This window comes from Acidovorax radicis, from assembly GCF_020510705.1.
Lineage (GTDB): Bacteria > Pseudomonadota > Gammaproteobacteria > Burkholderiales > Burkholderiaceae_C > Acidovorax > Acidovorax radicis_A.
In genome coordinates this window covers 2,935,367-2,961,486 of the sequence record NZ_CP075184.1, presented here as the reverse complement: position 1 = coordinate 2,961,486, position 26,120 = coordinate 2,935,367, and the positions used below count along the sequence as shown (strand labels likewise).

Here is a 26,120-nt window from a genome sequence, read left to right as displayed (position 1 = left end):
TCAATGGCTGTTTTTCCACGCGCTCAAGGCCCCATGGCCGACAAGATCCGGCAGTACGACTGGGCGAACCATGCCCTGGGGCCCATGGAGGGGTGGCCGATGGCCCTGCGGTTTGCGGTAGAGACCGTGCTTTCGTCGCATTTCCCCAAATGCCTGGTGTGGGGCAGCGGGCTCACCACGCTTTACAACGATGCATTTCGCCCCATCCTGGGCCATAAACCCGAGGCGCTGGGCCGTCCGTTCAACGAGGTGTGGGCCGAGGCATGGCCTGTGGTGGGCCCCCTTGCGCACCGGGCGTTCGAGGGGGAGTCCACCTTCGTCGAAGACTTCCCGCTGACCATCAACCGCAACGGTTACGACGAGCAGACGTACTTCACCTTCTGCTATAGCCCGGTGCGCGACGAGGCAGGCGTGGTGGTGGGCCTGATGGACACGGTGATCGAAACCACCGGCAAGGTGCATGCCGAACGCCAGCTGCGCGAAGCCACCGTGTTGCTCTCGCAGCAGGTGGCCCAGCGCACTGCTGACCGCGACCGCCTGTGGCTGCGCTCGGACGCGCTCTTACTGGTGGCCCGCTTTGACGGCGTCATTGTGGCGGTGAACCCCGCGTGGACTGACTGGCTGGGCTGGAGCGAGCGGGAAACTGTGGGCCGGCCCATGCGGTTGTTCGCACACTCCGACGATGACGCCGTGCTGGACGACGAATTTGCGCAGTTGCAAAAAGGGGCGCAAAAGCGCCAGGGTACGCTGCGGTTTTGCCACCGTGACGGGATGGTGCACTCGGTGTTCTGGACGGCATCGCCGGCCGATGGTTTTATCCACTTCGTGGGCCGCGATGTGACCGAGGAAAACGCCCGCGCGCAGGCGCTGCAAGAGGCCGAAGAGCAGTTGCGCCAGGGCCAGAAGATGGAGGCCATGGGGCAGCTTACCGGCGGTATTGCGCATGACCTCAACAACATGCTGCAGGGCATCGTGTTGCCTTTTCAGATCATCCGCCAGCGCATTGCGCAGGGCCGCCAGGAAGAGGCGGGCAAATACATCGATGCGGGCCTGGCCGCAGCCCGCCGCGCAGCCTCGCTCACGCAGCGCCTGCTGGCGTTTTCACGCCGCCAGCCACTGGACTCGCGGCCCGTGGACATGGTGGCCTCGCTCCACGGGCTGGAGTCGATGATCCAGACCACCTGCGGCGAGAACATCGCGCTGCAGTTCTCGTTGGCGCCCGATCTGTGGGCGGCCCTCACTGACGCCCACCAGTTCGAAAACGCCGTGCTCAACCTGGCCATCAACGCCCGCGATGCCATGCCCAGCGGCGGCACGCTGCGCATTACCGCCGACAACGTGCACCTGGATGCGGCCGACAACCACACGGTGGCCAGCCTGGACGATGGCGACTATGTGTGTGTGGCCGTCAGCGACACGGGCACGGGCATGTCGGACGATGTGTTGACCCGCGCCTTCGACCCCTTCTTCACCACCAAGCCGCTGGGCCAGGGCACGGGCCTGGGGCTGTCCATGATCTACGGCTTCATGCGCCAGTCGGGCGGGATTGCGGTGCTGGAGAGTTCGGCGGGGCAGGGCACCCGGGTGTCCTTGTATTTCAAGCGGTCGCAGGCGCCTGCGGTGCTCGAGCAGACCGAGCCCACCACGCCGCTGAGCGGCCCGCGCCGGCCCGATTCGGCCCTGGTGGTGGAGGACGATGACACCGTGCGGGCGCTGGCGGTGGAGTTGTTGCGCGACAGCGGCTTTTTTGTGATGGAGGCCGCCTCCGGCAACGCCGCCATGGCCTTGCTGTCGGGCGCGGTGCACTTTGACCTGCTGGTGTCCGACGTGGGCCTGCCCGGCCCCAATGGCCGCCAGGTGGCGGATTACGCTATCGAAAAGCTGCCCGCCATCAAGGTCATTTTGATGACCGGCTATGCAGAACAGGCCGCCATGAGCCCGCAGTTTCTGGGCGCGCGGATGGAGTTGCTGGTCAAGCCTTTCGACGCCCAGGCGCTGGTCAGCAAGGTGCACGCGGTGATGGGAATGGGCCCGGCGCACTGAGCCGCACGGTGGAGGGCAAGCCATAAGGCCGCAAGACACTCTGCGTCGGCTTAGCCGAATGGGGCAGGTGTTTGGGCGAAAATGGCAGATAGCGCTTATCTATAAAGCGCTGGCAGCTATTTATTTGATAGTAAAACCCTTCGCGGGTATGCTTCTTTATAAGCAGCAGGTCTATTCAATCGATTTTTTGATCGTTTGAGATATGACGCTTCACCGATACATTTCACCCATCCTTTTTCTCTTGACGGCGCCGCGTCCGGCCTCAACCGGGTCAACGCGGCGCTTTGCATTCCATGATCGACTTACGGGGTATTACCCAAACCTACCAGGGCTCCCAAGGCCCGGTCGAGGCCCTGCGCGGCATCGACCTTCACATCACGTCGGGCGAGGTGTTCGGCATCATCGGTAAAAGCGGGGCGGGCAAAAGCTCGCTGGTGCGCGTCATCAATCTGCTCAACCGGCCCACCACGGGCCAGGTCATCGTGGGCGGGCGTGATCTCACGCAACTGGGCGATGCGCAACTGCGCGAGGCCCGCCGCGAGATCGGCATGGTGTTCCAGCACTTCAACCTGCTGTCGTCGCGCACCGTGTTTGACAACGCCGCGCTGCCGCTGGAGCTTGCAGGCATGAGCAAATCGGACATCCGCGAGCGGGTGAACCCGCTGCTGGAGCTGGTGGGCCTGTCGGCCCTGGCCAACCGCTACCCGGCACAGATCAGTGGCGGGCAAAAGCAGCGTGTGGGCATTGCGCGTGCGCTGGCCAGCCGCCCCAAGGTGTTGCTGAGCGACGAAGCCACATCGGCGCTGGACCCTGAGACGACACGCTCCATCCTCGACCTGCTGCGCCAGGTCAACCGCGAGCTGGGCCTGACGGTGGTGCTCATCACGCACCAGATGCAGGTCATCAAGCAGGTGGCCGACCGCGTGGCCGTGATCGAAGCCGGCCGCATCGTGGAGCAGGGCCGGGTGCTGGACGTGTTCACGCGCCCGCAGCAGGCCATCACCAAGAGCCTGGTCGACGAAATATTGCCGCAAGAGCTGCCCGCCAGCGTGCTGGGCCATGTGCGCAAGCTCGCGGGCCAGCTGGGTGAGGGACGAACCGGCCAACTGCTGCGCCTGTCGTACGCTGGCGACAGCGCCTACCAGCCCATCCTGTCGCAGCTGATCCGCCAGTTTGGTGTGGACATGAGCATCCTGCACGGCCAGGTGGACGAGATCCAGGATGAAACCTTTGGCTCGCTGGCCGTGTACGCCAGCGGCGCGGCCGACAGTGTGCGGGGCGCCGTGGCGCACCTGCGTGCTGGTGGTGTGGCAGTCGAAGAAGTCGCCGTCCAGGCCTAGAGAGAGGGAAACACATCATGTTTGACAACTTCACGCCAGCCATGCTGGACCTGTTTGTTTCGTCGCTGTGGGAGACGCTCATCATGGTCGGCATCTCCGGCCTGGTCGGTGCCCTGCTGGGCGTGCCTCTCGGCGTTTTTCTGCGGCTGACCGACGACGGCGGTGTGCTCGAAAACGGGCCGCTCAACAAGATCGTGGGCTGGGTGGTTAACGCCGTGCGGTCCACGCCCTTCATCATTTTGCTGGTGGCCATCATCCCGTTCACGCGGCTCATCACCGGCTCGTCCATCGGCACCGCAGCGGCCGTGGTGCCGCTGACCATTGCCGCTGCCCCGTTTGTGGCGCGCCTGGTCGAAGCCGCGCTGCGCGAGGTGGACCACGGCCTCATTGAAGCCGCCCAGGCCATGGGCGCCACCACCAGCCAGATCGTCTGGAAGGTGCTGCTGCCCGAGGCACTGCCCGGCATCGTGGCGGGCCTGACCATCACGTTCGTGAGCCTGACCGGCTACTCGGCCATGGCCGGTGCCATTGGCGGCGGCGGCCTGGGCGACCTGGGCATTCGCTATGGCTACCAGCGTTTTCTGCCCGAGATCATGCTGGCCGTGGTGCTGGTGCTGATCTTCTTTGTGCAGGCCGTGCAAAGCCTGGGCGACTGGGCCGTGCGCAAGCTGAGCCACCGTTGAGCGGCAGACAGTGGGCGGTGGGTGGTGTTTGCTATTGAATCAATAGCTTCTAGCGTATGATGCGCAAGCGCTAGCGGCCTTTTTGGCTTCAAACCCACGTTTGGGCGCTGTGTGAGCCCCTGCGGTGGTCTTCACTCCGTCTCCCACAAGGGACGAGGGGCCAACACCGCCCTTAGATCGTAAACACGTTCTTAGCCCGGCACCCGGTAGTGGTAGCCGTAGGCCGTCTTGAACCCCATCGATTCATACAGCCGCAGCGCCGGCGTGTTCTGCGCGCGCACCTGCAGGTAGGCGCTGGTCGCCCCGGCCTCGGCGCCCCAGTGCAGCAGGGCCTGCACCAGCGTGCGCCCGCGCCCGCCGCCCCGGTGTTCGGGCGCCACGGCCAGGTCGTACAGGCCCACGGCGCCGCGCTCCAGCACCGCCAGGCCAAAGCCCACGGCTCGGCCCTGGGCGTCGTGTTGCAGCGCATAGCCCACCGGGTGAGCGATGGCGTCGAGGATGCTGCGGTGCAGGTTGCGGTGGTGCGGGGCCACGCCGTTGGCCGCTGCAAAACCTTCCAGCCATGCAGGTGAAGGCGAAGTGCTGACCACGGTGCTGCCGTCGGGCCGGGGCACCGAGCCCAGCGCCAGCGGCCGGTGCAAGACCAGCGAGGGGTCAAAGTGCTGGTAGCCCGCGTTGGCCAGCTCCTGGTCGGCCTCGGCCGAGGCCAGGGGGGAGATGCGAAACACGGCGGGCAACCCATGCCGTGCATACAGCGCAGCCGCCGCCTCGCGCACGCCGTCGAACGGCGCGCCGGGCATCAGCGCGTTGACCGAATTGGCACGCTTGGTATAGCCGCCCGACAGCCGGAACACCCAGCCCCGGTGAAACACCGTCTGGTGCGCGGGCCATGCGTTGAAGGCGCGCTCTTCCAGCGCGCGGACGAGGGCTGCGGGGGCTGTGTTGGCAATGGGGGCGGTGGCGGCGGTGGCGGTCATCGTGGGTTTATACAACCCGCCCCAGCCGCCTTGCCACCTTGGAGAACTGCTTTCTTGATCCAGTGGGTGGCGCAGTTGTCGCCACGGGGTTAGGGTGTTGGGGTTACCTCGTTGTTCTGCGCTCCGCCTGTCCATGAAGTCACCGTTCCATCTCCTTGCCTTGCTGTGTTCCCTGGCCGTGCCGCCTGCCATCGCTGCGGAGTCGTCTGCATCGGCCGATTGGTCCCTGTCGGCCGATGGTGCCTACGTGCTGGACCAGCGGGCCGGCCTAGCTTGGCCGCGCTGTGTGGAGGGCATGCAATGGACCGGCAAAACCTGCACGGGCCAGCCCCTGCTGCTGGACCGCGCCGAGGCCACCGCCCTGGCCGCTGACCGCTGGAAGGCCGAGGGTGTGGGCTGGCGCTTGCCCCGCGCGGCAGAGCTGCAGCGGCTAGTGGACAAGTCGCTGTCGTCGCCGGGCCTGAGCCCCTTGCTGTTCCCCGCCGCGCCGGGCCAGTGGCACTGGACGGCCACGGCCAATGTGAACGCACTGAGCACCAACCAATACACCTACGGCAACATCGCCCAAGGCCGCGCGGGCGATGGAGCGCGGCAGGCTGCCATGCTCAACGGCTGGGCGGTGAACCTGTCCACCGGCGAGGCGCGGGGTGATGCCGCGCGGGCCAGCAAGCTGCCCGTGCGGTTGGTCAGGCCGCAGCCGGTGGGGGCGGGGAAGTAGTTGGACCAATCGCTCGAAGCCGCGTGCGTAGCCTTATGCAGCCACGGCTTCGCCATCGCTCGCCGCAAATACTTCACGTGCCGCCGCCAACCCGTTGAGCGCGGCCGGAAAGCCCGCGTACACCGCCATCTGCATGAGCACCTCCACGATTTCTTCGCGGGTGACGCCCACGTTCAGCGCTGCCTGCAAATGCACCTTGAGCTGTGGCGTGGCGTTGCCCAGCGCGCTCAGCGCTGCGATGACTGCAATCTCGCGGCTGCGCAGATCGAGCCCGGGGCGCGAGTAGATGTCGCCAAACGGAAACTCGATCAGATAGCGGGCAAAGTCGGGGGCAATGTCGGCCAGGCTGGCGACGACGCGCTTACCCGCGTGGCCGTCGATTTCGCGCAGCTTGGCGAGGCCCTGGAGATAGCGGGGTTGGGTTTCGGGGGACATGGGAGCTTCCTTGGTGGGGTGGTGGCGATGGCGTGTGGCGAAGGGAAGCTTCCAGGCCCTGGTAGTGCGCGATCTTGGCTTGCAGCGCCTGTGCGGCTTGCTGCATCGCGGTGATCGTTGCCAGAACCTGTGCAAAGTGTTGCTCCAGCAACTGGCGCCGCTCAGGGGCGGTGGCGCTCCCTTCGCTGCGCAGCCGCGCAAAGGCCTGCATCTGCCCGATGGGCATCTGGGTCTCGCGCAGGCGCAGCAGGAATCCGATCCATTCCATGTCCGACGCCGCATAACGGCGCTGGCCGCCCGACGCACGCGCCACGGGCGCGATCAGCCCGGCGCGTTCGTCGTAGTAGCGCGGGGTGTGTGCCAAGAGCCTGTTTACGATCTCGCAGGGGATCGCGTTGGAGCGCAATCGGGATGAGTGGACGCTTCGGATGCGCCGCATGGGCTCATGCCCATGCAAGCAGCCGGGGCGTTCAATCACCCGATTTCGCTCCAACCCTTCGGGCAGTGGTCTTTGCGGGCGGTCTGCGGCGTTGCGGCGCTTGCCAATAGCCGAGCTATTGGCTGCACACCGTGCCTTGCATCCCATCCTGCAAAGACCGCTGCGCGACCCCTGGGAGATCGTAAACAGGCTCTACGGCCGGTGCGTTCGGTGACTTCGGCAATGGTGAGGATGGATGCCATGGGAGCGATTCTGAAAGTTGGAGTGCACTCTAAGTCAAGCGCCAAGTGTGGAATTGTCTTGAGGTGGTTGGCTGGGCCAGGAGCGGGAGTCTCTCCACGGGGGGCTATGACGCCTTTTGACTGAAAACGCAGGGGATGATGCAGCCTTTGAACCCAGGGGACAGCAGAGCGAGGCAGCTTGGTCAAGAATGGCGGCTGGTGATAGCGAGCCGCTGACGAACCCTGTCCCTCTCCCTCCACACAGTGTGACCCAACGCACGCGGCCACATCCTCACTGTCCACCTATCCCACTGCGAGTCCCCCATGAACCCATCCATCCCAACCACCGCGCTCCAACTGCGTTCGCTTGTGCAGGCCGACGGCACCTTGCAAATCAGTCTGGAGTCTGTGCCCGTGCCCACCCCGGGGCCTGACGAGGTGTTGATCCAGGTGCAGGCCACGCCCATCAATCCGTCTGACATTGGTCTGCTGCTGGGCCCCGCTGATCTGTCCACCGTGCAGGTGTCGGGCAGCCCAGACCGGCCGGTGGCCACCGCCCGCATCCCCGAGCGCGCCATGCCCGGCATGGCTGCGCGCATTGGCCAGAGCATGCCGGTGGGCAACGAGGGCGCCGGGCTGGTGGTGGCCGCGGGTGCCTCGCCCGCCGCGCAGGCCCTGCTGGGCCGCACGGTGGCCGTGATTGGCGGCGCCATGTATGCGCAATACCGCGCCATGCCTGCCGCGCAGTGCCTGGTGCTGCCACCCGGCACCACGGCGGCGGAGGGCGCGTCGTGTTTCGTCAACCCGCTGACCGCATTGAGCATGGTCGAGACCATGAAGCGCGAGGGCCACACCGCGCTGGTGCACACCGCAGCCGCCAGCAACCTGGGCCAGATGCTCCACAAGATCTGCCAGAAGGACGGCATTGGCCTGGTCAACATCGTGCGCAAGCCCGAGCAGGCCGCGCTGCTGCGCAGCATGGGGGCCCAGTATGTGTGCGACAGCAGCGCGCCCACCTTCATGGCCGAGCTGACCGACGCGCTGGCCGCCACCGGGGCCACCATTGCATTTGATGCCACAGGCGGCGGCACGCTGGCTGGGCAGATCCTGCAGTGCATGGAGGCCGCCATCAACCGCACAGCCAAGGAGTACAGCCGCTACGGCTCGGCCGTGCACAAGCAGGTGTATCTGTATGGCCACCTGGACACGCGCCCCACCGAAATCCAGCGCACCTTTGGCATGGCCTGGGGCGTGGGCGGGTGGCTGTTGTTCCCGTTCCTGAACAAGATCGGCGACGCGGCTGCGCAGGCACTGCGCGATCGTGTGGCCGCCGAACTCAAGACCACGTTTGCCAGCCACTACGCACGCACGGTGTCGCTGGCGGGGGCTTTGAGCGCCGATGCCATTGCGTTCTATGGGCCGCGCAATACGGGGGCGAAGGTGTTGATTGATCCGTCGCTGTGATTGTGTGCCCCAACTTTGTGCCATGCATTGTTGGCGGATTTGGACTCGACCAGAACTTTTGTTTGATCTGCAAATGACCCTCAAACTTCTCGCTACCGCAACGCTTGTGGCGTTGCCTGTTTATTCGTTCAGTCAGACATTTGACTGCTCTGCCTATCGCAACGTTGCTGACAACATGGCGTGCAAAGACCCGGTCATCAAGCAGCAAAAGGCAACGTACGAGAACATGCTGATGCAATTGCGCAGAGCCAATCCCGAGGCAAGCAGGGCGATTGCTCAAATTGACCATCAGAAGAAGCAGGAGGTCCAAGCCCAATGCCAAGATGCCCGATGCGTGTCTACTTGGTACGACTCTCAAATGGCTGCACTGCGAGATGGCACTTGGGCGCCAAAGCCGCAGCCACCGGCCCAGCGCGGTCCTCGCGCCGTTGGCAATGAAGAGCGCAATAGCCTCCAGGCTGCGGACCAAAGCACACCGCAGCAATTGCGAGACAACCCACCGCCCCCAGAGGTCTCGACGTCGACACCATCGACGCCGCCCAAACCGGAGCCGATGGCCGTCTCCGAGGAAGACAAGGCTCACATGGCCGACGTCGTAACGCGCTTTTGGACCGGCAAGAAGTGTGCAGACTTCAAAGGACTCATGACCAGGAACTCGTGGGATGCACTTGCCGAAAATCTTGGGGCGTCAGATGACATGATTTGCCGCACCTATGAGTCTATGCACGCGAAGGTTCGACGAGTGCAAATCACCAGGTTCAAAGCCGAGGCGAAGGGCGTCGAGGTGGAGTCTGAAGTCTTTCTGGCAGGGGGCGCGTCCATGAGCCAATCGGATTACATGGAAAAAGATAACGGCACGTGGAAGCTTGGCGCCCGGCCTCCGTACCGGCCAAGTCGTTAAGCCGTGCAGCCCCAGGAATGCCGATACTTACTGTGTGTACATTGCATTTCTGCTTTCTGATCCCTACCAATGCCGGAGACAAGACACCATGACCCTGCCGTTTCACCCCCTGGACGCTGACCTGTTCGCCCGCGCGCAGCCGCTGCTGGACGACGAGTGGCTGACCCGTGACCCAGACCTTGCCCCCGTGTTGCCCACGGTGCTGGCGCGCAATGTGGGGCAGGACTGGCACAAGGCGGGCACGTTTCGCCACCACCTGGTGGGCGTGACGCGCACGCTGACGGTGTGGCAGCAGCCGCGTGACGTGCGCCTGCTGGGGCTGCTGCACAGCGTGTACGGCAATGCATTTGTGGACCTGGTGAAGTTCGACCCCGCCAAGGAGCGCGCCCGGGTGCGCGAGATGGTGGGTGGGTCGGCCGAGCACCTGGTGTACCTGTTCTGCACCCAGTCGCGCACGCAGTTTGTGCAGCGCGTGCTGGCCCATGCGCTGGAGGCCGATGGCAGCCTGGTGCTACAAAAAGACGGGCAGGACCATGTGCTCACGCCGTACGAGGTGGCCACCTTCATCATCGTGAGCATGGCCGACACCATCGAGCAATGGTTCAGCTGGCAGGACGACATCTTCTCGCGCTTTCCGGACGTGCAGCACCGCAACCAGAAGGCCCACTGGGCCGCGTCGCTGTGGCCCGGGCCCATGCGGCCGACGGGGCGCATGGTGCACCAGATCAATGGGCTGGCCAAGGCGCTGCAGCACCCGGGCCTGAAGGGCCTGCTGCCCATGCCACCCGTTTTTGACCACTGCACGCAACACCTGTCGGCGGCCAACGAGGCGGCGGCCACGTCGCTGTATTGGTCGGTGATCCAGCAAGACCAGCCCCTGGTGGACCTGGACGTGGCCACCGGCGTGCTGGAGAGCGCCGTGCGCCACAACCCCTGGGTGGGTGAGCCGCAGATGGTACTGGCGCAGTTGTATCTGTCGGCCGGCCGCAAGGACGACGCCAAGGCCGCTGCCGAGAGTGCGCTGCACCTGTTCAGCGCCTGGGGCAACTCGTGGGACAAGCGCGTGCAATGGGACGCCTGGGTGGCCTGGACGCGCATCTTGTTGCAGGGCGCCACGGTGGAGGGCACCTGGCCGGAACGGCTGGACAAGCTGAACAACGTCGCCCTGCGGGGACAATGAACGCCGAAACACAATCGTTATTCGAATAGGTTGTAAGGACATGAAAACCTATTCGTTTGTGTTTTATCGGTGAAACCCTAGGATGTGAAACATCTCTTATCCAAAGGTGCCTTTCGTGAACAAACGCTCGCTGCTGCTGCAAACCACTCTCGCCCTGGCCTTGGCCGCTGGCTTTTCGACCGGCGTGCTGGCGCAAGACAAGCCCATCAAGGTGGGCGTGACCGGTGGCCCCCACGCGCAGATTTTCGAAGTGGTCAAGAAGGTCGCCGAGAAGGACGGCCTCAAGATCCAGGTCGTTGAATTCAGCGATTACGTGCAGCCCAATGCTGCGTTGTCGGCGGGCGACCTCGATGCCAACAGCTACCAGCACAAGCCCTACCTGGACGCCCAGGTCAAGGACCGTGGCTACAAGCTGGTGTCTGCGGGCTACACCGTCAACTTCCCCATCGGCCTGTATTCCAAGAAGGTCAAGAAGCTCGAAGACCTGAAGGAAGGCGCCAAGTTCGGCATCCCCAACGACCCCACCAACGGCGGCCGCGTGCTGCTGGTGCTGCAGGACAAGGGCCTGATCAAGCTGCGTGACGGCGCCGGCCTCAAGGCCACGCCGCTGGACGTGGTGAGCAACCCCAAGAAGCTCAAGTTTGTGGAGCTGGACGCCGCCCAGCTGCCCCGTTCGCTGGACGACCTGGACGCCTCGGCCATCAACACCAACTTCGCGCTGTCGGCGGGCCTGAACCCTGGCAAGGACGCGATTGCACAAGAAAACGCCAAGAGCCCCTATGTCAATCTGATCGCTGTGCGCGAAGCCGACAAGGACAAGCCCTGGGTGGCCAAGCTGGTGAAGGCCTACCACTCGGAAGAAGTGCGCCAGTTCATCCAGACGGAATTCAAGGGGTCGGTGCTGCCCGGGTTCTGATTTCGCCGGGGGTTATTTAGATAAAAACGGCTGCTGGCGCTTGTGTATAAAGCGCCAGCAGCTATTTTTTTGATAGTAAAGTGCTTCGGTATACCCCGCGATGGGTGCGCACGGAGCCGCTGCCGCTTGATGGCGTCATATGGGAGGCCTACGATAGGGAGGCCCGTATTTTCAAGGCCCCGTCGCGGTCCTGCGGGCTTGCACCTCATTGACTACCAAGGAGTTTCACCATGGCCCAGCTCAACATCGCCGTCATCGTCGGCAGCCTGCGCAAGGATTCTTTCAACCGCCAGCTGGCCACCGGGCTGGCACGCCTGGCGCCGCCGGATGTGAAATTCACCCAGCTGCGCATCGACGACTTGCCGCTCTACAACCAGGACGACGATGGCCAGCAAGCGGCTTCGGTGGTGCGCCTGAAGGGCGAGATCAAGGCGGCGCAGGGCGTGCTGTTTGTGACCGCTGAATACAACCGCTCGATTCCGGGCGTGCTCAAAAACGCCATTGACCACGCTTCGCGCCCTTATGGCCAAAGCGCCTGGGCTGGCAAGCCTGCGGGGGTGATTGGTGCGTCGGTGGGCGCCATTGGCACGGCGATGTCGCAGCAGCATCTGCGCAACGTGCTGGCCTACCTGGACATGCCCACGCTGGGCCAGCCCGAAGGTTTCATTCATGCCAAGGATGGCTTGTTTGATGCCGATGGCAGCATTGGTGCCGCCAGCCGCGAGTTTCTGCGAGCCTGGGTGACCAAATACGTGGACTGGGTCAAGAAGCACAACTGATCTGATTCAGTTGCTACTGGATCGATAGCTGCTCGCGCTTTATAGACGGGCGCTACAGCGTGTTTTTATCAAAATGAGGTCGAAAAATGAAAAGCCCGGCGCAAGTCCGGGCTTTTTACATGGCGAGAGCGAAAAGACAACGCAGGGTGCCTGGGGCGCCCTGGGTGTCACTCACTGAATCAAGCCGCTTGCGTGGCCTGGGCCTGGTTGGCGGCGGCCTGGCTGCGGATGGCCTGGGTGGCGCTCTCCAGTGCGGCGGCCTTGGCGGCGTCGCCCATGGCCACGCCTTCAGCGCGCACAAAACGCACGTCGGTCACGCCGAAGAAGCCCAGCACGACCTTCAGGTAGCTTTCCTGGTGTTCCATCGCCTGGCCACCTTCGCTGGTGGAGTACACGCCGCCGCGGGTGGAGGCGATGATGACCGTCTTGCCCTTGGCCAGGCCTTCGGGGCCGTTGGCGGTGTAGTGGAACGTGCGGCCAGGCTGGGCGATGCGGTCGATCCAGGCCTTGAGCTGGGTCGGGATGCTGAAGTTGTAGAACGGGGCGCCGATCACGACCACATCAGCCGCCAGGAACTGGCTTACCAGTTGCTCGGACACTGCGTTTTCGCGCTTTTGTGCTTCGCTCAGGCCATCGGTCTGGCCGGTGCGGGGTGCCATCGCGTCCATGGTGAAGTGGGCGGGGGCATTGGCCACCAGGTCGAGGTAGCTGACCTGGGTGCCGGGGTGGTTGGCCTGATAGGCGGCCACGATCTGTGCGGTCAGCTGACGCGAAACGGAATTGGCACCGGTGATGGCGGAATCGATGTGAAGCAGTTGCATGAGGTTCTCCGGGGGGGTTGTAAGGGAGCCACCACGTGTGGCCATGGGGTCAATTGTGGTTAGATGTCGTTTTGTTGATAAGCCAGCAAAATTGCGATAGATTGTTCTATCCATAGAACAATGCTCCCTATGCAAGACCTCAATGACATGCTGTATTTCGCCGAAGTGGTGGAGCGGGGCGGTTTTGCCGCTGCAGGCCGGGCGCTGGGCATTCCCAAGTCGCGCCTGTCGCGGCGGGTGTCCGAGCTGGAAACGCAGCTGGGCGTGCGGCTGTTGCAGCGCACCACGCGCAAGCTGTCCCTGACCGAGGTGGGCGAGGCCTATCTGCGCCACTGCCAGGCCATGCGCGAATCGGCCCAGGCCGCTGCTGACACCGTGGCCCAGGTGCAGACGACCCCACGTGGCACCGTGCGCGTGAGTTGCGCAGTAACACTGGCACAAACCGTGGTGGCCGATCTGATGCCGCAGTTTCTCGCCACCTACAAAGAGGTGCGGATCGAGATGCTTGTGACCAACCGCGCGGTGAATCTGGTGGAGGAGGGCATTGATGTGGCGCTGCGCGTGCGCCCCTCGGTGGACGACAGCGGGAGCATGGTGGTCAAGCGGCTGGACCATGCCACGCAGATCCTCGTGGCCAGCCCCGATCTGCTCATGCGGCAAGGCACCCCCGAGACCCTGGAAGACCTGGCGCGCATCGACAGCATTGCCATGTCGGCACCCGATGGCCGCTCTACCTGGAACCTGATCGGCCCTGGCGGTGTGCACCAGGTGGTGCACCACACCCCGCGGTATGTGGCCGATGATCTGCTCACGCTCAAGATCGCGGCCGTGGCCGGCACCGGCATGTGCTGGATGCCTGACTACATGTGCCAAGACGAAATGCGCGAGCGCCGGCTGGTGCGCGTGTTGCCCGCCTGGGCGCCGGCACCTGCCATCGTGCATGCGGTGTTCCCGTCGCGCCGGGGCCTGTCGCCTGCGGTGCGGCGGTTCCTGGACTACCTGGGCGAGGCCATGCCCGGGCGCAGCAGCTTGAGCACAAGGCTTGCCCTCCAGGGTGTGGGTGGCGCAGACATCTGACCGGCCAACCTTGCGCCCCTGTGGGGGCATCGGCGCACCGCCGGGCCTGTTTGTGGCAACTCGATAGCGTGCAAGAAGGGGACCCTGCGTGGCTGTGCCCCTCTCCCGGCACTGGAAGCCATGCGGTTCTGCTCAGCCCATCCCGATCCGCAGCGCACGCTTTCCGCTTGATTCGGGAAGCGCATTCATAGCGGTCTTTAGATGTTTTGGCGATTAAATAAAAACGATATATTTGTTTGGGTTTTAAAGACGGCGCCGCAGAATGCCCTTACCGCAATCCGCAAGGGGTTTTTTGTATGACGACTCTCCGCCTTGGCGACACCGCCCCCGACTTCACGCAGGACTCCACCGCCGGCCCCATCCACTTTCATGAGTGGGCCGGCGATTCGTGGGTGGTGCTGTTCTCGCACCCCGCCGACTTCACGCCCGTGTGCACCACCGAGCTTGGCAAAACCGCCGCCTTGGCCAGCGAATTTGCCCGCCGTAACGTCAAGCCCATCGCCGTGAGCGTGGACCCTGTCGATTCGCACAACCGCTGGGTGGGCGACATCAACGACACGCAGAACACCACCGTCAACTTCCCCATCCTGGCCGATGCGGACAAAAAGGTGGCCGACCTGTACGACATGATCCACCCCAACGCATCGACCACCGTGACGGTGCGCAGCGTGTTCATCATCGACCCGCAAAAACGCATCCGCACCACGTTCACCTACCCGGCCAGCACGGGGCGCAATTTTGACGAGATCCTGCGCGTGATCGACTCGCTGCAGCTCACCGACAGCCACAAGGTGGCAACGCCCGCCAACTGGCGCGATGGGGACGACGTGATCATCGTGCCCAGCCTGCAAGACCCGGCCGAGATCGCGCAGCGTTTCCCCAAGGGGTTCAAGGCCTTGCGCCCCTATCTGCGCATCACGCCCCAGCCGAACAAGTGAGCCAACCACCCAGCCCACGGAAAGCAGAGCGGTATTGCCATCGGCCGTGCCGTGGATGGCAGCCCTTTTTTTAAAACTGTGACCACCCCCTCCGTCATCATCGTGCCCGGCTGGCGCGACTCCGGCCCCGGCCACTGGCAAAGTCTGTGGGCTGAGCGCATGCCCCATGCCAGTCGCGTGGTGCAGGACGACTGGATCACGCCCACGCGCGCCGCCTGGGTGAGCCAGCTCGAGAAAACCGTGTTGGCCGCACCGAACCCGGTGGTCATCGTGGCGCACAGCCTGGGCTGTATGGCCACCACCCACATGGGCCCCGAAGCGGCGGCCCGTGTATGTGGTGCGCTGCTTGTGGCCCCTGCCGACCCGGAGCGCCGCGCCATCCTGAGCGACTTTGCCCCCGTGCCTTGTGCCGCGCTGCCCTACCGCTCCATCGTGGTGGCCAGCAGCAACGACCCGTATTGCCCCATCCGCCTCGCCGGTGCCTATGCGCGCGCCTGGGGCAGCGAGTTTGTGCGCATGCAGAACGCAGGCCATATCAACATCGACTCCGGCCACGGCGAATGGCCGCTGGGCTGGGCCCTGCTGCAGTCGCTGGGAGGCATGCCCGGCCCGCAGACGCTGCCATCCCATCGCGGTGTGGCTGATACGGTTGGCTCCTGAGGTGGTGCCATGGTGCCGAGGGGTGCTATTTTAATGATAGCTGTTTGCGCTTGATGCATAAGCGCTGCAGCCTGATATTGCCTTAAATGTGGGCATAAAACCACCCACGGCAATCTGCTAAAAAGCGGGGCAAAAAATGCGGCTCAATTTTCTATATTCAAAAAAATGATTATTTAACAAGAATATATTCTTTTGAGTTTTAAGCATGTGCTCCACACAATGGAGCATCTTCCGTACCTCTAAAGACCAGCCACCATGAATTCTTTGAAGCTCAAAACCCTTTTGGCCTCAGTCGCACTGGCCGCCAGCGGCATGGCGGCTGCGCAAAATTCGCTGTTGAATGTTTCGTATGACGTGGCGCGCGAGTTCTACAAGGACTACAACACCGCCTTCGTCGCGCACTACAAGAAGACCACAGGCCAGGACATAAAGATCGACCAGTCGCATGCCGGCTCCAGCGCCCAGGCGCGTGCCGTCAATGATGGACTGGCGGCCGACGTGGTCACCATGAACACCACCACCGACGTGCAGTTCCTCGCTGACAACGGCGTGGTGGCGAAAGACTGGGCCAAGAAGTTTCCCAACGACGCATCGCCCACCACCTCCACCATGTTGTTCCTGGTGCGCAATGGCAACCCCAAGAACATCAAGGACTGGGAAGACCTCATCAAGCCCGGTGTTCAAGTGATTGTGGTGAACCCCAAGACCGGCGGCAACGGCCGCTATGCCTACCTGGCGGCCTGGGGCGCGGTGCGCGAAAAGGGCGGCACCGAAGCGCAGGCGGCCGAGTTTGTGGGCAAGCTCTACAAGAACGTGCCCGTGCTGGCCAAGGGTGGGCGCGATGCGACAGCGACCTTCCTGCAGCGCAACCAGGGCGACGTGCTGATCACTTTTGAGTCCGAAGTGGTATCCATCAACCGCGAGTTTGGCGCGGGCAAGGTCGATGCGATCTATCCCTCGGTGAGCGTGGTGGCCGAGAACCCCGTGGCCGTGGTGGAGCGCACCGTGGCCAAGAAGGGCACCGCCCAGCTGGCCAAGGCTTATCTGGACTACCTGTACTCCGAAGAGGCGCAAGAGATCGCGGCCAAGCACGCCATCCGCCCCCGCTCGGAAGCCGTGCTCAAGAAATACGCCGGCACCTTCAAGCCGCTCAAGCAGTTCACGGTGGCCAAGTATTTCGGCTCGCTGACCGAAGCGCAAAAAGTGCACTTCAATGATGGCGGCCAGTTCGACAAGCTCTACACGCCTGGCGCCAAGTAGTAGTGAACAACCCCCTGAGGCGCTGCGCGCCTTCCCCCTTGTCTCGAATCGCTGCGCAATTCGGGAAGGGGGACGCCACCCGTGCGGCGGGGCGGCCCTTGCACGGTGGCCCTGGCCTGGGCCGCGTCAGTTTTTAGCGTTACCCGGAAAAATAGTTTGCTATGAATCGAAATAAGAGCGCGAAGAGGGTGCTGCCCGGCTTCGGGCTGACGCTGGGCTACACGCTCTTTTACTTGAGCATCATCGTCCTGATCCCGTTGTCAGCACTGGTCTTCAAGACCTTCACGCTGACCTGGGAGCAGTTCTGGGCAGCCATCAGTGCGCCGCGGGTGCTTGCTTCGTACCGGCTCACTTTTGGCGCGTCGTTTCTTGCGGCGCTGGTCAACCTGGTGTTTGGCCTGCTGATCGCCTGGGTGCTGGTGCGCTACAAGTTCCCGGGCAAGAAGATCGTGGACGCGTTGGTGGACCTGCCGTTTGCGCTGCCCACCGCCGTGGCCGGTATCTCGCTGACGGCCTTGCTGGCGGGCAATGGCTGGGTCGGCCAGTATCTGGAGCCACTGGGGATTCAGCTGGCCTTCAAGCCGGCCGGCATCGTTATCGCGTTGATCTTCATCGGCCTGCCGTTTGTGGTGCGCACGGTGCAGCCCGTGCTCGAAGACTCTGAAAAAGAGCTCGAAGAGGCGGCCACCTGCCTTGGTGCCACCCGCTGGCAAACCTTCACCAAGGTCATCCTGCCGTCCATCACTCCTGCCTTGCTCACGGGCTTTGCCATGGCTTTTGCACGGGCGGTGGGTGAATATGGTTCGGTCATCTTCATCGCAGGCAACATGCCCATGGTGTCTGAAATCACGCCGCTCATCATCATCGGCAAGCTGGAGCAGTACGACTACGCGGGCGCTACCGCCGTGGCGGTGGTCATGCTGATCATCTCGTTCATTCTGCTGCTGGTCATCAACGCGCTGCAGGCCTGGCAGCGCCGGAAGTCATGAAACACCCCTTGAGTCGCTTCGCGCCTTCCCCCTCTCCTTTGGGAGGGGGACGCACCCGGTGGCCTGGCAGAGCCAGTTCCACGGGTGCACTGGTCTGGGCCGCGCCAGCTTCGATCGCAATGCGCCATGGAAGGCTGATATGAATACCCGTACTGTTCGCCGTGCGCGGGCTGGAACCACCGAGGCCCCCTGGGTGCGCTACACGTTGATCGCCATCGCGCTGGCATTCATGCTGCTGTTTCTGGTGCTGCCGCTGGCCGCCGTGTTTGCCGAGGCGCTGCGCAAGGGCTTTGGTGCGTATCTCGACGGCCTGCGTGAGCCCGACGCGTGGTCGGCCATCAAGCTCACGCTGATCACCGCGCTGATTGCCGTGCCGCTGAACCTGGTGTTTGGCGTGGCCGCTGCGTGGTGCATTGCCAAATACGAGTTCAAGGGCAAGGCCTTTTTGACCACGCTGGTGGATTTGCCGTTCTCGGTGTCCCCCGTGGTGGCCGGGCTGGTGTATGTGCTGATGTTTGGTGCCAATGGCTGGTTTGGCCCCTGGCTGCAGGCGCACGACATCAAGATCGTCTTTGCCGTGCCGGGCATCGTGCTGGCCACCATCTTCGTGACCTTCCCGTTCATCGCGCGCGAGCTGATCCCGCTGATGCAGGCCCAGGGCAATGACGAGGAGCAGGCCGCCATCGTGCTGGGGGCCACCGGTTGGCAGACCTTCTGGCACGTCACGCTGCCCAACATCAAGTGGGGGTTGCTGTATGGCGTGATCTTGTGCAACGCGCGGGCCATGGGCGAATTCGGCGCGGTGTCCGTCGTTTCAGGCCATATCCGGGGTCAGACCAACACCATTCCGTTGCATGTCGAGATCCTCTACAACGAGTACCAATCCGTGGCTGCATTTGCCGCCGCATCGCTGCTGGCCTTGCTGGCGCTGGTCACGCTGGTCATCAAGTCGATCGCCGAGTGGCGCAACGAGCAGGAAATGAAGGCTGCGGCCGAACTGCCCCCGGAGCGCCCCGCGCCCACCGTTGCAACGCCCGCGCGTTGAAGGAAAAAACACCATGAGCATCGAAATTCGGAACGTCAGCAAGCAGTTTGGCGACTTTCACGCGCTGCGCGACGTGAGCCTTGATATCGCCTCGGGCGAGCTGATCGCGCTGCTTGGCCCCTCTGGCTGCGGCAAAACCACACTGCTGCGCATCATTGCCGGCCTGGAGACGGCCGACGTGGGCACCATCCATTTCAGCGGCGAAGACACCACCGACGTGCATGTGCGCGACCGGGGGGTGGGGTTTGTGTTTCAGCACTATGCGCTGTTTCGCCACATGACCGTGTTTGAGAACGTGGCCTTCGGCCTGCGCGTGAAGCCCCGTGGCGAGCGCCCGAGCGAGGCGCAGATCAAGCAGAAGGTGATGGACCTGCTCAAGCTGGTGCAGCTCGACTGGCTGGCAGAGCGCCACCCCGCGCAGCTGTCGGGCGGCCAGCGCCAGCGTATTGCACTGGCCCGCGCCTTGGCGGTGGAACCCAAGGTGCTGCTGCTCGATGAACCCTTTGGCGCGCTCGACGCCAAGGTGCGCAAAGAGCTGCGCCGCTGGCTGCGCCGCCTGCACGACGAGCTGCATGTGACCAGCATCTTCGTGACCCACGACCAGGAGGAAGCGCTGGAGGTGGCCGACCGCGTGGTGGTGATCAACCAGGGCCGCATCGAACAGACCGGCTCGCCCCAGCAGGTGTGGGACCAGCCTGCGAGTCCCTTTGTGTATGGATTTCTGGGGGACGTGAACCTGTTTCACGGCCGTGCGCACGAGGGGATGGTGCACATGGAAGGTGTGCAGATCGACTCGCCCGAACACAGCCAGGCACAAAACGCCAAAGCCTTTGCCTACGTGCGCCCGCACGATCTGGAGGTAGAGCGCTATTCGCCCGGGGCCGACCAGGACGCCCAGGGGCGCCCGCGTGGCATCGTGGCCCAGCTCACCCGTGCCATTGTGGTGGGGCCGATTGCGCGGCTGGAACTAATTGCGGTGCGCGATCACCAACCAGCGGACAATGTGTCCGCAGACCAATTGATTGAGGCGCAGATTCCTGCGCAACAATTCAAGGAAATGGGCTTCAGGGAGGGCGAAACGCTGGTGGTGACACCTCGCCGCGCCCGGGTTTTTCTGGATCAGGCCGCCGGGATTTGACTCCCCCCTGAGCCACTTTGCGTTTTCCCCCCGAGGGGGACGCATCCGGTGGACTGGCATGGGCCGCGCCCGTTTCGAAGGCTGCACCGTTTGCAATAGCTATTGGATGAGGGATAAGAATGATGGTGTTGAACTGGATCGATCAGGCCCCGCGACGCGTGCTCGCGCTCATCAGCGTGGCCTGCGTGGCCATGCTGGTTTTTGGCATGTACCTGCAGCATGTGGTGGGCCTGGAGCCTTGCCCCATGTGCATCGTGCAGCGCTATGCGCTCATTGGTGTAGCGGTCTTCACAGGCATGGCAAGCGCTAGAGGTCAAAAAGGCTGGTGGATGTCTTGGGCGGTGCTGGCCGTGCTCACTGCCGGGTTCGGCGCCTTCGTGGCGGCCCGCCAGAGCTGGCTGCAGTGGTATCCGCCCGAGATCGCCACCTGTGGCCGTGACTTCTACGGCATGATCGAAAACTACCCCATCAGCCGCGCCGTCCCCATGATCTTCCGGGGCTCGGGTGACTGCACGGCGATTGACTGGACCTTCCTCGGGGGCTCGATTGCCAACTGGTCGTTTGTCTGCTTTATCGGTTTTGGCATGGTGTTGCTGGTGCTGTTGGTGCGTGCGTTGAAGGGCAGCAGCCGGGCAGGCTCGGGTTTCTCGGTGGCTTGACGCCCCTGGCTCGCCGCAGACCTCGCTAAAGGCGCTCTTTGGAGCGCCTTTTTTTTATTTCTTCAGGCGGTTCGGAGCCAGCGAGAGTGCGCGCGAATCCCGGGATGGGGTGGCGCCGTCTGGTTGCCCTGATCGGCTGCAGCGGGCCGACTCGAGCCCATGGATGTGGCCTATGAGCGCTGAGAACGTGTTCACGTTCTAAACGCCCGGCGGAAGCTTGGAGGCCATCATCTTCTTGCGGTCGATCTTGCGCCCATCAACGATGAAGGTTCCATCACCCACCGCGTGCACCGTGCGCGTCTCCTTGCGTGTGGGGTCGATGTATGCGGCAACCGCTTCCAACACAACAATATGGTGTTTATCAATGAAGTCGATGACCTTGCACTCCATGTTGGCGAGGCACTCCTGAATCAAGGGGGGCCTGACGAGCTTGGCCTGCACGGGCGTGAGATCAAACTTGGCAAACTTGTCTGTATCCGCCCCCGAGCATGTCCCTATGCCAACTACCTTGTCCAGTAGGTCGACGGTGGGGATGGCAATGACGCATTCCCGATGCTTTCGCAGCGCCGCGAAAGAGTAATTCCATGCCCCCGTGGTGATGGCAAACACCGGGGTGAAATCCATCACCATGGTCCAGGAGATGGTCATGATGTTGTTGTTGTATCCATCACCGGTTGTCACGAGGACCACAGGCCCTGGTTCCATCAGGGTGAAAGCCTTGTTCAGGGCCATCTGCTGCATGCGAACTCCTTCAGTAGTTCTTGCCAAGCAAGCGCGCTGCATCGCTCAATGGCGCTGCCCTCGACGCGCAATATGCCCGCATGCCCGCATGCCCGCATGCCCGCATGCACGTGTGCACGCATACGGGCAACGCGAGGGGCGGCTAGACGGCGTTTTTTGGGGTGACCGCCCCTGGCTGGCAACGCAAGTCTAGCCCCCAGTCGGCCAGTTACGCCCGGCTTTGCATCAAAGCAGCTGCAGGGGCGTTCAGAGCGGGCTTCAGGCGTTGCCACCTGGCGCGAAAACCCCTTCGACGGGCGGAAACAGCACGCCCTCGGTGCCATCCGCCCATGCGGGCAGCTTGTGCATCACGCTATCGAACAGGCTGCTCGCCTGCCACTGCGCCAGCCAGGCCTGCAGGCGCGGCCAGGGCTGGGCGCCCCACCACGTGGCGTCAATGCCTGCAAACTGCCGCACGAAGGGGGCGATCGCCATGTCTGCGAGGGCTGCGTGGCCGCCAAACAGAAAGGGAGAGGGGCGCAGGGACAGCCGCGTCTCCAGCCCCAGCAGCCATTGCACCGCCTGAGCGCGGGCCTGGATGGCGTCGGCCTCGGGGTAGCGGCTGGGGTATTTGCAGCGATCCAGCGCCTGTTTGAAAGGGCCATCACACTCGGCGATCAGTGCCAGCATGGCGGCTTCAGTGCCTTCGCTGGGCGTCAGCCAGCCCACAGGGTCGTGCCGGGCCAATGCCCATCGCATGATGTCCAGACTCTGCTCCAGCACCTGCCCATCCGGGAGCACCAGCACGGGCACCGTCCCCTTGGGGGAGGCTTCAAGCAGGCCTTGGGGTTTGTTTCTTAGTACCACCTCGCGCAATTCGCAGACCTGGCCGCTCGCGGCCAGCGCCAGCCGCGCGCGCATGGCGTATGGGCAGCGGCGAAAGGAATAGAGAACGGGCAGGGCGTTCATGGGGACTCGCCCTCGCTACTCCCTTCATCGTCCCTGGCGGCGGCCCGCACCGGGTTGCCCGGTTGCCGCGCGCCGATGTGTTCTTGCCCGCGCTGGGCAGCCAGCTCCATCTGCCGCTCGCGTTCGGCCAGTGCGCGTTCTTGCTCGGGTGTGCGCGTGCCGTGGCAATAGGGACAGCTCACGCCGGCCACATAGTGCGGCGATGCCAGCTCGGCGGTGCCCAGCGGCATGCGGCAGGAGCGGCACAGTTGGTGGTGGCCTGGCACCAGGCCATGGCCCACCGACACGCGTTCGTCGAACACGAAGCAGTCGCCGTGCCATCGGCTGGCTTCTTCGGGCACGGTCTCGAGGTATTTGAGGATGCCGCCTTCCAGGTGGCACACCTCGTCAAAGCCTCGCGATTTGAGGAAGGCGGTGGACTTTTCGCAGCGGATGCCGCCCGTGCAGAACATGGCCACGCGCGGCTTGTCGGCCAGAACGCCGCCCGGTTGCGATTGCTGATCGACCCAGGCCGGAAACTCAGCAAAGCTCTGGGTGTGCGGGTTGATCGCGTGCTCGAACGTGCCGATGCCCACCTCGTAGTCGTTGCGCGTGTCCACCACCACCACATCCGGGTCGTCGATGAGCGCGTTCCAGTCCTCGGGCTTCACGTAGGTGCCCGCGTTGCGCGCGGGGTTCAGGCCCGGCACGCCCAGGGTGACGATCTCGCGCTTGAGCCGCACACGCATGCGATAGAACGGCATGCGCTCGGCATACGCCTCTTTGTGCTGCAGGGCGGCAAAGCGCCCATCGCTGCGCAGCCAGGCGAGCACCGCATGGACTGCGGCAGGCTCGCCCGCGATGGTGCCGTTGATGCCCTCGGGCGCCAGCAGCAGCATGCCGCGCACGCCGTTCGCGTCGCACAGTGCCTGCAGCGGTGCGCGCAAGGCAGCGCAGTCGGGCAGGTCGACAAACTGATAAAGGGCAACGGTGAGAAATGGGGAGGTGACCGAGTCCACGAAATGGGCGGGTTGGATAGCGGATAGTGAGAGGGGGATGATAGCGATCACCTTTCGTTACGATGCGGGCTTGCCAACGCTGTACCCAAGGTGGTTGTATGAGCAAGGAATCCACTCTCAATCTGTTTCGCCGGCTGGAGCAGCTCAATGGCATTGGTGCGGCGCTCTCGCGTGAGCGGGACATCGACCGGCTGCTGGAGAACATTCTCGAAGCGGCCAAGGCCATCACGGGCGCGGACGGGGGCACGCTCTACAGCGTGACCGAAGACCAGTCGGCGCTCAAGTTCGAGATTCTGCGCACCGACTCGCTTGGTATCCGCCTGGGCGGCACCACGGGCAAGCCCGTTGATTTTCCGAACTTGCCGCTGCGCCATGCCGATGGGACACCCAATGACTCGCTGGTGGCCGCCCATGCCGCCATCCATGACCGCACGGTGAATATTGCAGACGCTTATCGCGCCGAGGGATTCGATTTTTCGGGCACACGGGCGTTTGACGTGCGCAGCGGTTACCGCTCGCAGTCCTTTCTCACGGTGCCGATGAGAAATCACGACCACGAATTGATCGGGGTGCTGCAGCTCATCAATGCGCGCGACGCCGACACGGGCGATGTCACCGTTTTTTCCGAGGCCGACCAGAGCCTGGCGGAGTCGCTGGCCTCGCAGGCGGCCATAGCGCTCACCAACCGCTTGCTGATCACGCAACTCGAGCGCCTGTTCGAATCGTTCGTGAACCTCATCAATCTGGCAATTGACGAAAAATCCCCCTACACCGGCGGGCATTGCCAGCGCGTGCCTGCGCTCACCATGATGCTTGCAGAGGCGGCCCATGCCGTTGAGCACGGGCCGCTTGCCAGCTTTCGCATGACGGACCGCGACCGCCACGAGCTCAAGATGGCAGGCCTGCTGCACGACTGCGGCAAGATCACCACACCTGTGCATGTGGTGGACAAGGCCACCAAATTGCAGACGATTTTTGACCGCATCGGTCTGGTGGACACCCGATTCGAAGTGCTCAAGCGCGATGCCGAACTGGCCGCACTGCGCCGCCAGCTGGCGCTGCGGCCGGTGGTGGATGCACGCGCCGAGGGGCGAGAGTTGCACGGCATGCACCAGGAGATCCAGGCGCTGCAGGACGACCGCGAGTTTCTGCGCCGCTGCAACACCGGCACCGAGGCCATGCGGCCCGAAGACCAGCAACGGGTGCGCGACATTGCCGCCACGCGCCACTGGCGCAACCCCCAGGGCGTGCAGACCAGCTTTCTCACGGCAGAAGAAGTGGAGAACCTCACCATTCGTTCAGGCACCCTCAACCAGGCCGAGCGCGACACCATCAACTACCACATCGTCGCCACCATCAAGATGCTGGAGACGCTGCCCTGGCCCCGCCACCTCAAGAACGTGCCCGAATACGCGGGCGGCCACCACGAGCGCATGGACGGCAAGGGCTACCCGCGCGGCCTCACGCGCGACCAGATGTCGCAGCAGGCCCGCATGATGGGTATCGCTGATATCTTCGAGGCGCTCACGGCGGCAGACCGGCCGTACAAGAGTGGCATGACCTTGTCAGAGGCGCTGGCCATCATGCGCCGCATGCGAGACAACGGCCACGTCGACCCCGACCTGTTTGACGTGTTCGTGTCTGAGGGGGTGCACCTGCGCTATGCGCAGGCGTTTCTGGACCCATCACAGCGCGATCTGTCGCCGTAGGGGTGGCAGCGTCTGCGGTGTATGCAGTGTTTGCTATCGAATATGTAGCTGCTAGCGCTTGTGTATAAAGCGCTAGCGGCTTATTTGATTCAAATGGCTGCAGAACCCGTCACAGGCGCTGCGTGTAGGCATGCGGATTGGCCTGTGCGTGCAGCCACTGCTGAAAGGCCCCCATCGCGGCCGATTCGCTGCGCGACTGCAGCCGCGTGAGCCAATACGCACCGTGGTGCAACTCTTGGGCAAACGGCCGTACGAGCCGCCCTTGTTGCAGTTCGCGCATGAACAGCGCCACCGGCAGCAGCGCCACCCCCGCACCTTGCACGGCCGCTTCGGCCAGGGTGAGGGATGAGTCGAACACGGCGCCGCGCAGCACGGGGCAGGGCAGGCCCGCAGCCTCAAACCAGGCGGCCCATTCATCCGCGCGATAGCTGCGCAGCAGTGGCAGGCGGGCCAGGTCCGCCGGGTGCTGCAAGCCCTGCGCCAGGGCGGGGGAGCACATGGCGGAGAGCGGGGCCCGAAGGATGCACTCGGCATGGGTGCCGTGCCAGGCACCGTCGCCAAAACGGATCGCGTAGTCCAACCCTTCACCGGCCATGTCCACCCGGTTGTTGTGCGTGAGCAGGCGCAGGTCCACAAACGGGCAGGCCTGCTGGAAGTCGCGCAGCCGGGGCAGCAGCCAGCCCACGGCAAAGGTGCCCACGGCGCCCACGGTCAGCACCTCGCGCGGGCGGGCGTCGCCCAGTTTTTCCAGGGCGCGCGCCAGGTTGGCGAACGATTCAGCCACCACCGGCAGCAGTGCCTGTCCTTCGTCTGTTAACGCGAGCCCGCGCGGCAGCCGGCGGAACAGCGGCTTGCCCAGGCGCTCTTCGAGCTTGCGGATGTGCTGGCTCACGGCGGTCTGCGTCACATGCAGCTCTTCAGCCGCCCGCGTGAGGTTCAGATGGCGCGCCGAGGCCTCGAATGCGCGCAGGGCATTGAGTGGCAGGTGCATGGGCTGGTATAAGTTTTTCTTGGGGCTGGCGGCAATTATTGTCGATGGTG

The 26,120-nt window shown here is 63.8% G+C and carries 26 protein-coding genes; 18 read left to right on the top strand and 8 right to left on the bottom strand.

Translation table 11 applies throughout. The features are described 5' to 3' along the window. Positions 1-33: 33 nt before the first annotated feature. The 3 genes from KI609_RS13495 (at position 34) to KI609_RS13485 (ending at position 4,066) form a co-directional block, all read left to right on the top strand. Complete coding sequence (locus tag KI609_RS13495; protein WP_226443985.1) at positions 34-2,043, top strand: PAS domain-containing sensor histidine kinase; 2,010 nt, start codon at positions 34-36, stop codon at positions 2,041-2,043. A 293-nt stretch (positions 2,044-2,336) separates the two neighbouring features. Further along, complete coding sequence (locus tag KI609_RS13490; protein ID WP_226443983.1) at positions 2,337-3,383, top strand: methionine ABC transporter ATP-binding protein; 1,047 nt, start codon at positions 2,337-2,339, stop codon at positions 3,381-3,383. Between the two features lie 17 nt (positions 3,384-3,400). Beyond that, a complete protein-coding gene (locus KI609_RS13485; RefSeq protein ID WP_226443981.1) occupies positions 3,401-4,066 on the top strand; it encodes a methionine ABC transporter permease in 666 nt (221 codons plus the stop codon). A 191-nt stretch (positions 4,067-4,257) separates the two neighbouring features. Here the strand turns inward: KI609_RS13485 and KI609_RS13480 are convergent, their stop codons facing one another. Further along, the gene (locus tag KI609_RS13480; protein ID WP_226443980.1) at positions 4,258-5,043 is read right to left on the bottom strand and encodes a GNAT family N-acetyltransferase; all 786 of its coding nucleotides are present in this window, start codon (positions 5,041-5,043) and stop codon (positions 4,258-4,260) included. 133 nt (positions 5,044-5,176) lie between these two features. Between KI609_RS13480 and KI609_RS13475 the strand changes: the two genes are divergently transcribed. Further along, positions 5,177-5,761: a DUF1566 domain-containing protein gene (locus KI609_RS13475; RefSeq protein ID WP_226443979.1), complete on the top strand. Its 585-nt coding sequence runs from the start codon at positions 5,177-5,179 to the stop codon at positions 5,759-5,761. A 33-nt stretch (positions 5,762-5,794) separates the two neighbouring features. On the opposite strand, the gene KI609_RS13470 is transcribed toward KI609_RS13475, so the two are convergent. Together KI609_RS13470 and KI609_RS13465 are read right to left on the bottom strand one after the other, a co-directional pair. Next, positions 5,795-6,196, bottom strand: a complete 402-nt coding sequence (locus KI609_RS13470; protein WP_226443978.1) for a carboxymuconolactone decarboxylase family protein — start codon at positions 6,194-6,196, stop codon at positions 5,795-5,797. After that, the gene (locus tag KI609_RS13465) at positions 6,123-6,560 is read right to left on the bottom strand and encodes a MerR family transcriptional regulator (protein ID WP_226443977.1); all 438 of its coding nucleotides are present in this window, start codon (positions 6,558-6,560) and stop codon (positions 6,123-6,125) included. The genes KI609_RS13470 and KI609_RS13465 overlap by 74 nt, the downstream gene beginning before the upstream one ends. Before the next feature lie 620 nt (positions 6,561-7,180). On the opposite strand from KI609_RS13465, the gene KI609_RS13460 reads away from it, so the two are divergent. The 5 genes from KI609_RS13460 (at position 7,181) to KI609_RS13440 (ending at position 12,096) form a co-directional block, all read left to right on the top strand. Then, positions 7,181-8,320, top strand: coding sequence for a zinc-binding dehydrogenase (locus tag KI609_RS13460; RefSeq protein WP_226443976.1), 1,140 nt, complete (start codon positions 7,181-7,183; stop codon positions 8,318-8,320). A gap of 73 nt (positions 8,321-8,393) precedes the next feature. Further along, positions 8,394-9,221 (top strand): hypothetical protein, encoded by an 828-nt coding sequence (locus KI609_RS13455; RefSeq protein ID WP_226443975.1) that lies wholly within the window; start codon positions 8,394-8,396, stop codon positions 9,219-9,221. 88 nt (positions 9,222-9,309) lie between these two features. Next, positions 9,310-10,401, top strand: coding sequence for a DUF6817 domain-containing protein (locus KI609_RS13450; RefSeq protein ID WP_226443974.1), 1,092 nt, complete (start codon positions 9,310-9,312; stop codon positions 10,399-10,401). 115 nt (positions 10,402-10,516) lie between these two features. After that, positions 10,517-11,317 (top strand): MetQ/NlpA family ABC transporter substrate-binding protein, encoded by an 801-nt coding sequence (locus KI609_RS13445; RefSeq protein ID WP_226443972.1) that lies wholly within the window; start codon positions 10,517-10,519, stop codon positions 11,315-11,317. A gap of 230 nt (positions 11,318-11,547) precedes the next feature. Next, positions 11,548-12,096 carry an NADPH-dependent FMN reductase gene (locus tag KI609_RS13440; protein WP_226443970.1) on the top strand — a complete coding sequence of 183 codons (549 nt, stop codon included), beginning with the start codon at positions 11,548-11,550 and terminating at the stop codon, positions 12,094-12,096. A 179-nt stretch (positions 12,097-12,275) separates the two neighbouring features. Here KI609_RS13440 and KI609_RS13435 read toward each other — a convergent pair whose 3' ends face one another. Next, positions 12,276-12,917 carry an FMN-dependent NADH-azoreductase gene (locus KI609_RS13435; protein ID WP_226443968.1) on the bottom strand — a complete coding sequence of 214 codons (642 nt, stop codon included), beginning with the start codon at positions 12,915-12,917 and terminating at the stop codon, positions 12,276-12,278. A gap of 129 nt (positions 12,918-13,046) precedes the next feature. On the opposite strand from KI609_RS13435, the gene KI609_RS13430 reads away from it, so the two are divergent. The 8 genes from KI609_RS13430 (at position 13,047) to KI609_RS13395 (ending at position 20,683) form a co-directional block, all read left to right on the top strand. Then, a complete protein-coding gene (locus KI609_RS13430; RefSeq protein ID WP_226443966.1) occupies positions 13,047-13,994 on the top strand; it encodes a LysR substrate-binding domain-containing protein in 948 nt (315 codons plus the stop codon). Positions 13,995-14,290: 296 nt separating this feature from the next. After that, positions 14,291-14,932 (top strand): peroxiredoxin, encoded by a 642-nt coding sequence (locus tag KI609_RS13425; RefSeq protein WP_226443964.1) that lies wholly within the window; start codon positions 14,291-14,293, stop codon positions 14,930-14,932. A 78-nt stretch (positions 14,933-15,010) separates the two neighbouring features. After that, positions 15,011-15,592, top strand: a complete 582-nt coding sequence (locus tag KI609_RS13420; RefSeq protein WP_226443962.1) for an RBBP9/YdeN family alpha/beta hydrolase — start codon at positions 15,011-15,013, stop codon at positions 15,590-15,592. A 255-nt stretch (positions 15,593-15,847) separates the two neighbouring features. Beyond that, on the top strand, positions 15,848-16,852 hold the full coding sequence (locus tag KI609_RS13415) for a sulfate ABC transporter substrate-binding protein (RefSeq protein WP_226443960.1): 1,005 nt from the start codon (positions 15,848-15,850) through the stop codon (positions 16,850-16,852). A 161-nt stretch (positions 16,853-17,013) separates the two neighbouring features. Then, positions 17,014-17,841 carry a sulfate ABC transporter permease subunit CysT gene (cysT, locus tag KI609_RS13410; RefSeq protein ID WP_226443958.1) on the top strand — a complete coding sequence of 276 codons (828 nt, stop codon included), beginning with the start codon at positions 17,014-17,016 and terminating at the stop codon, positions 17,839-17,841. 139 nt (positions 17,842-17,980) lie between these two features. Beyond that, the gene (gene cysW / locus KI609_RS13405; RefSeq protein ID WP_226443956.1) at positions 17,981-18,886 is read left to right on the top strand and encodes a sulfate ABC transporter permease subunit CysW; all 906 of its coding nucleotides are present in this window, start codon (positions 17,981-17,983) and stop codon (positions 18,884-18,886) included. 13 nt (positions 18,887-18,899) lie between these two features. Then, entirely contained in the window at positions 18,900-20,024 is a 1,125-nt protein-coding gene (locus KI609_RS13400; protein WP_226443954.1) for a sulfate/molybdate ABC transporter ATP-binding protein, read from the top strand. A gap of 122 nt (positions 20,025-20,146) precedes the next feature. Continuing rightward, on the top strand, positions 20,147-20,683 hold the full coding sequence (locus tag KI609_RS13395) for a disulfide bond formation protein B (protein WP_226450396.1): 537 nt from the start codon (positions 20,147-20,149) through the stop codon (positions 20,681-20,683). A 198-nt stretch (positions 20,684-20,881) separates the two neighbouring features. On the opposite strand, the gene KI609_RS13390 is transcribed toward KI609_RS13395, so the two are convergent. The 3 genes from KI609_RS13390 to KI609_RS13380 form a co-directional block, all read right to left on the bottom strand. Further along, a complete protein-coding gene (locus KI609_RS13390; RefSeq protein WP_226443952.1) occupies positions 20,882-21,424 on the bottom strand; it encodes a flavin reductase family protein in 543 nt (180 codons plus the stop codon). A gap of 258 nt (positions 21,425-21,682) precedes the next feature. Further along, positions 21,683-22,372, bottom strand: coding sequence for a glutathione S-transferase (locus KI609_RS13385; protein WP_226443950.1), 690 nt, complete (start codon positions 22,370-22,372; stop codon positions 21,683-21,685). Then, positions 22,369-23,370 (bottom strand): rhodanese-related sulfurtransferase, encoded by a 1,002-nt coding sequence (locus tag KI609_RS13380; protein WP_226443948.1) that lies wholly within the window; start codon positions 23,368-23,370, stop codon positions 22,369-22,371. Before KI609_RS13380 ends, KI609_RS13385 begins: the two co-directional genes overlap by 4 nt. Positions 23,371-23,468: 98 nt before the next feature. On the opposite strand from KI609_RS13380, the gene KI609_RS13375 reads away from it, so the two are divergent. Further along, on the top strand, positions 23,469-25,079 hold the full coding sequence (locus tag KI609_RS13375) for an HD family phosphohydrolase (protein WP_226443945.1): 1,611 nt from the start codon (positions 23,469-23,471) through the stop codon (positions 25,077-25,079). A 109-nt stretch (positions 25,080-25,188) separates the two neighbouring features. Here the strand turns inward: KI609_RS13375 and KI609_RS13370 are convergent, their stop codons facing one another. Next, the gene (locus KI609_RS13370) at positions 25,189-26,070 is read right to left on the bottom strand and encodes a LysR family transcriptional regulator (RefSeq protein WP_226443943.1); all 882 of its coding nucleotides are present in this window, start codon (positions 26,068-26,070) and stop codon (positions 25,189-25,191) included. Positions 26,071-26,120 lie beyond the last annotated feature (50 nt).

Excerpts from the sequence above, each read along its gene's own strand:
- KI609_RS13475 (WP_226443979.1), top strand. The coding sequence starts at position 5,177 with ATGAAGTCACCGTTCCATCTCCTTGCCTTGCTGTGTTCCCTGGCCGTG.
- KI609_RS13460 (WP_226443976.1), top strand. The coding sequence starts at position 7,181 with ATGAACCCATCCATCCCAACCACCGCGCTCCAACTGCGTTCGCTTGTG.
- cysT (WP_226443958.1), top strand. The coding sequence starts at position 17,014 with ATGAATCGAAATAAGAGCGCGAAGAGGGTGCTGCCCGGCTTCGGGCTG.
- cysW (WP_226443956.1), top strand. The coding sequence starts at position 17,981 with ATGAATACCCGTACTGTTCGCCGTGCGCGGGCTGGAACCACCGAGGCC.
- KI609_RS13495 (WP_226443985.1), top strand. The coding sequence starts at position 34 with ATGGCCGACAAGATCCGGCAGTACGACTGGGCGAACCATGCCCTGGGG.
- KI609_RS13415 (WP_226443960.1), top strand. The coding sequence starts at position 15,848 with ATGAATTCTTTGAAGCTCAAAACCCTTTTGGCCTCAGTCGCACTGGCC.
- KI609_RS13470 (WP_226443978.1), bottom strand. The coding sequence starts at position 6,196 with ATGTCCCCCGAAACCCAACCCCGCTATCTCCAGGGCCTCGCCAAGCTG.
- KI609_RS13440 (WP_226443970.1), top strand. The coding sequence starts at position 11,548 with ATGGCCCAGCTCAACATCGCCGTCATCGTCGGCAGCCTGCGCAAGGAT.
- KI609_RS13450 (WP_226443974.1), top strand. The coding sequence starts at position 9,310 with ATGACCCTGCCGTTTCACCCCCTGGACGCTGACCTGTTCGCCCGCGCG.
- KI609_RS13390 (WP_226443952.1), bottom strand. The coding sequence starts at position 21,424 with ATGCAGCAGATGGCCCTGAACAAGGCTTTCACCCTGATGGAACCAGGG.
- KI609_RS13385 (WP_226443950.1), bottom strand. The coding sequence starts at position 22,372 with ATGAACGCCCTGCCCGTTCTCTATTCCTTTCGCCGCTGCCCATACGCC.
- KI609_RS13455 (WP_226443975.1), top strand. The coding sequence starts at position 8,394 with ATGACCCTCAAACTTCTCGCTACCGCAACGCTTGTGGCGTTGCCTGTT.
- KI609_RS13430 (WP_226443966.1), top strand. The coding sequence starts at position 13,047 with ATGCAAGACCTCAATGACATGCTGTATTTCGCCGAAGTGGTGGAGCGG.
- KI609_RS13480 (WP_226443980.1), bottom strand. The coding sequence starts at position 5,043 with ATGACCGCCACCGCCGCCACCGCCCCCATTGCCAACACAGCCCCCGCA.
- KI609_RS13485 (WP_226443981.1), top strand. The coding sequence starts at position 3,401 with ATGTTTGACAACTTCACGCCAGCCATGCTGGACCTGTTTGTTTCGTCG.
- KI609_RS13370 (WP_226443943.1), bottom strand. The coding sequence starts at position 26,070 with ATGCACCTGCCACTCAATGCCCTGCGCGCATTCGAGGCCTCGGCGCGC.
- KI609_RS13395 (WP_226450396.1), top strand. The coding sequence starts at position 20,147 with ATGGTGTTGAACTGGATCGATCAGGCCCCGCGACGCGTGCTCGCGCTC.
- KI609_RS13425 (WP_226443964.1), top strand. The coding sequence starts at position 14,291 with ATGACGACTCTCCGCCTTGGCGACACCGCCCCCGACTTCACGCAGGAC.
- KI609_RS13375 (WP_226443945.1), top strand. The coding sequence starts at position 23,469 with ATGAGCAAGGAATCCACTCTCAATCTGTTTCGCCGGCTGGAGCAGCTC.
- KI609_RS13490 (WP_226443983.1), top strand. The coding sequence starts at position 2,337 with ATGATCGACTTACGGGGTATTACCCAAACCTACCAGGGCTCCCAAGGC.
- KI609_RS13435 (WP_226443968.1), bottom strand. The coding sequence starts at position 12,917 with ATGCAACTGCTTCACATCGATTCCGCCATCACCGGTGCCAATTCCGTT.
- KI609_RS13400 (WP_226443954.1), top strand. The coding sequence starts at position 18,900 with ATGAGCATCGAAATTCGGAACGTCAGCAAGCAGTTTGGCGACTTTCAC.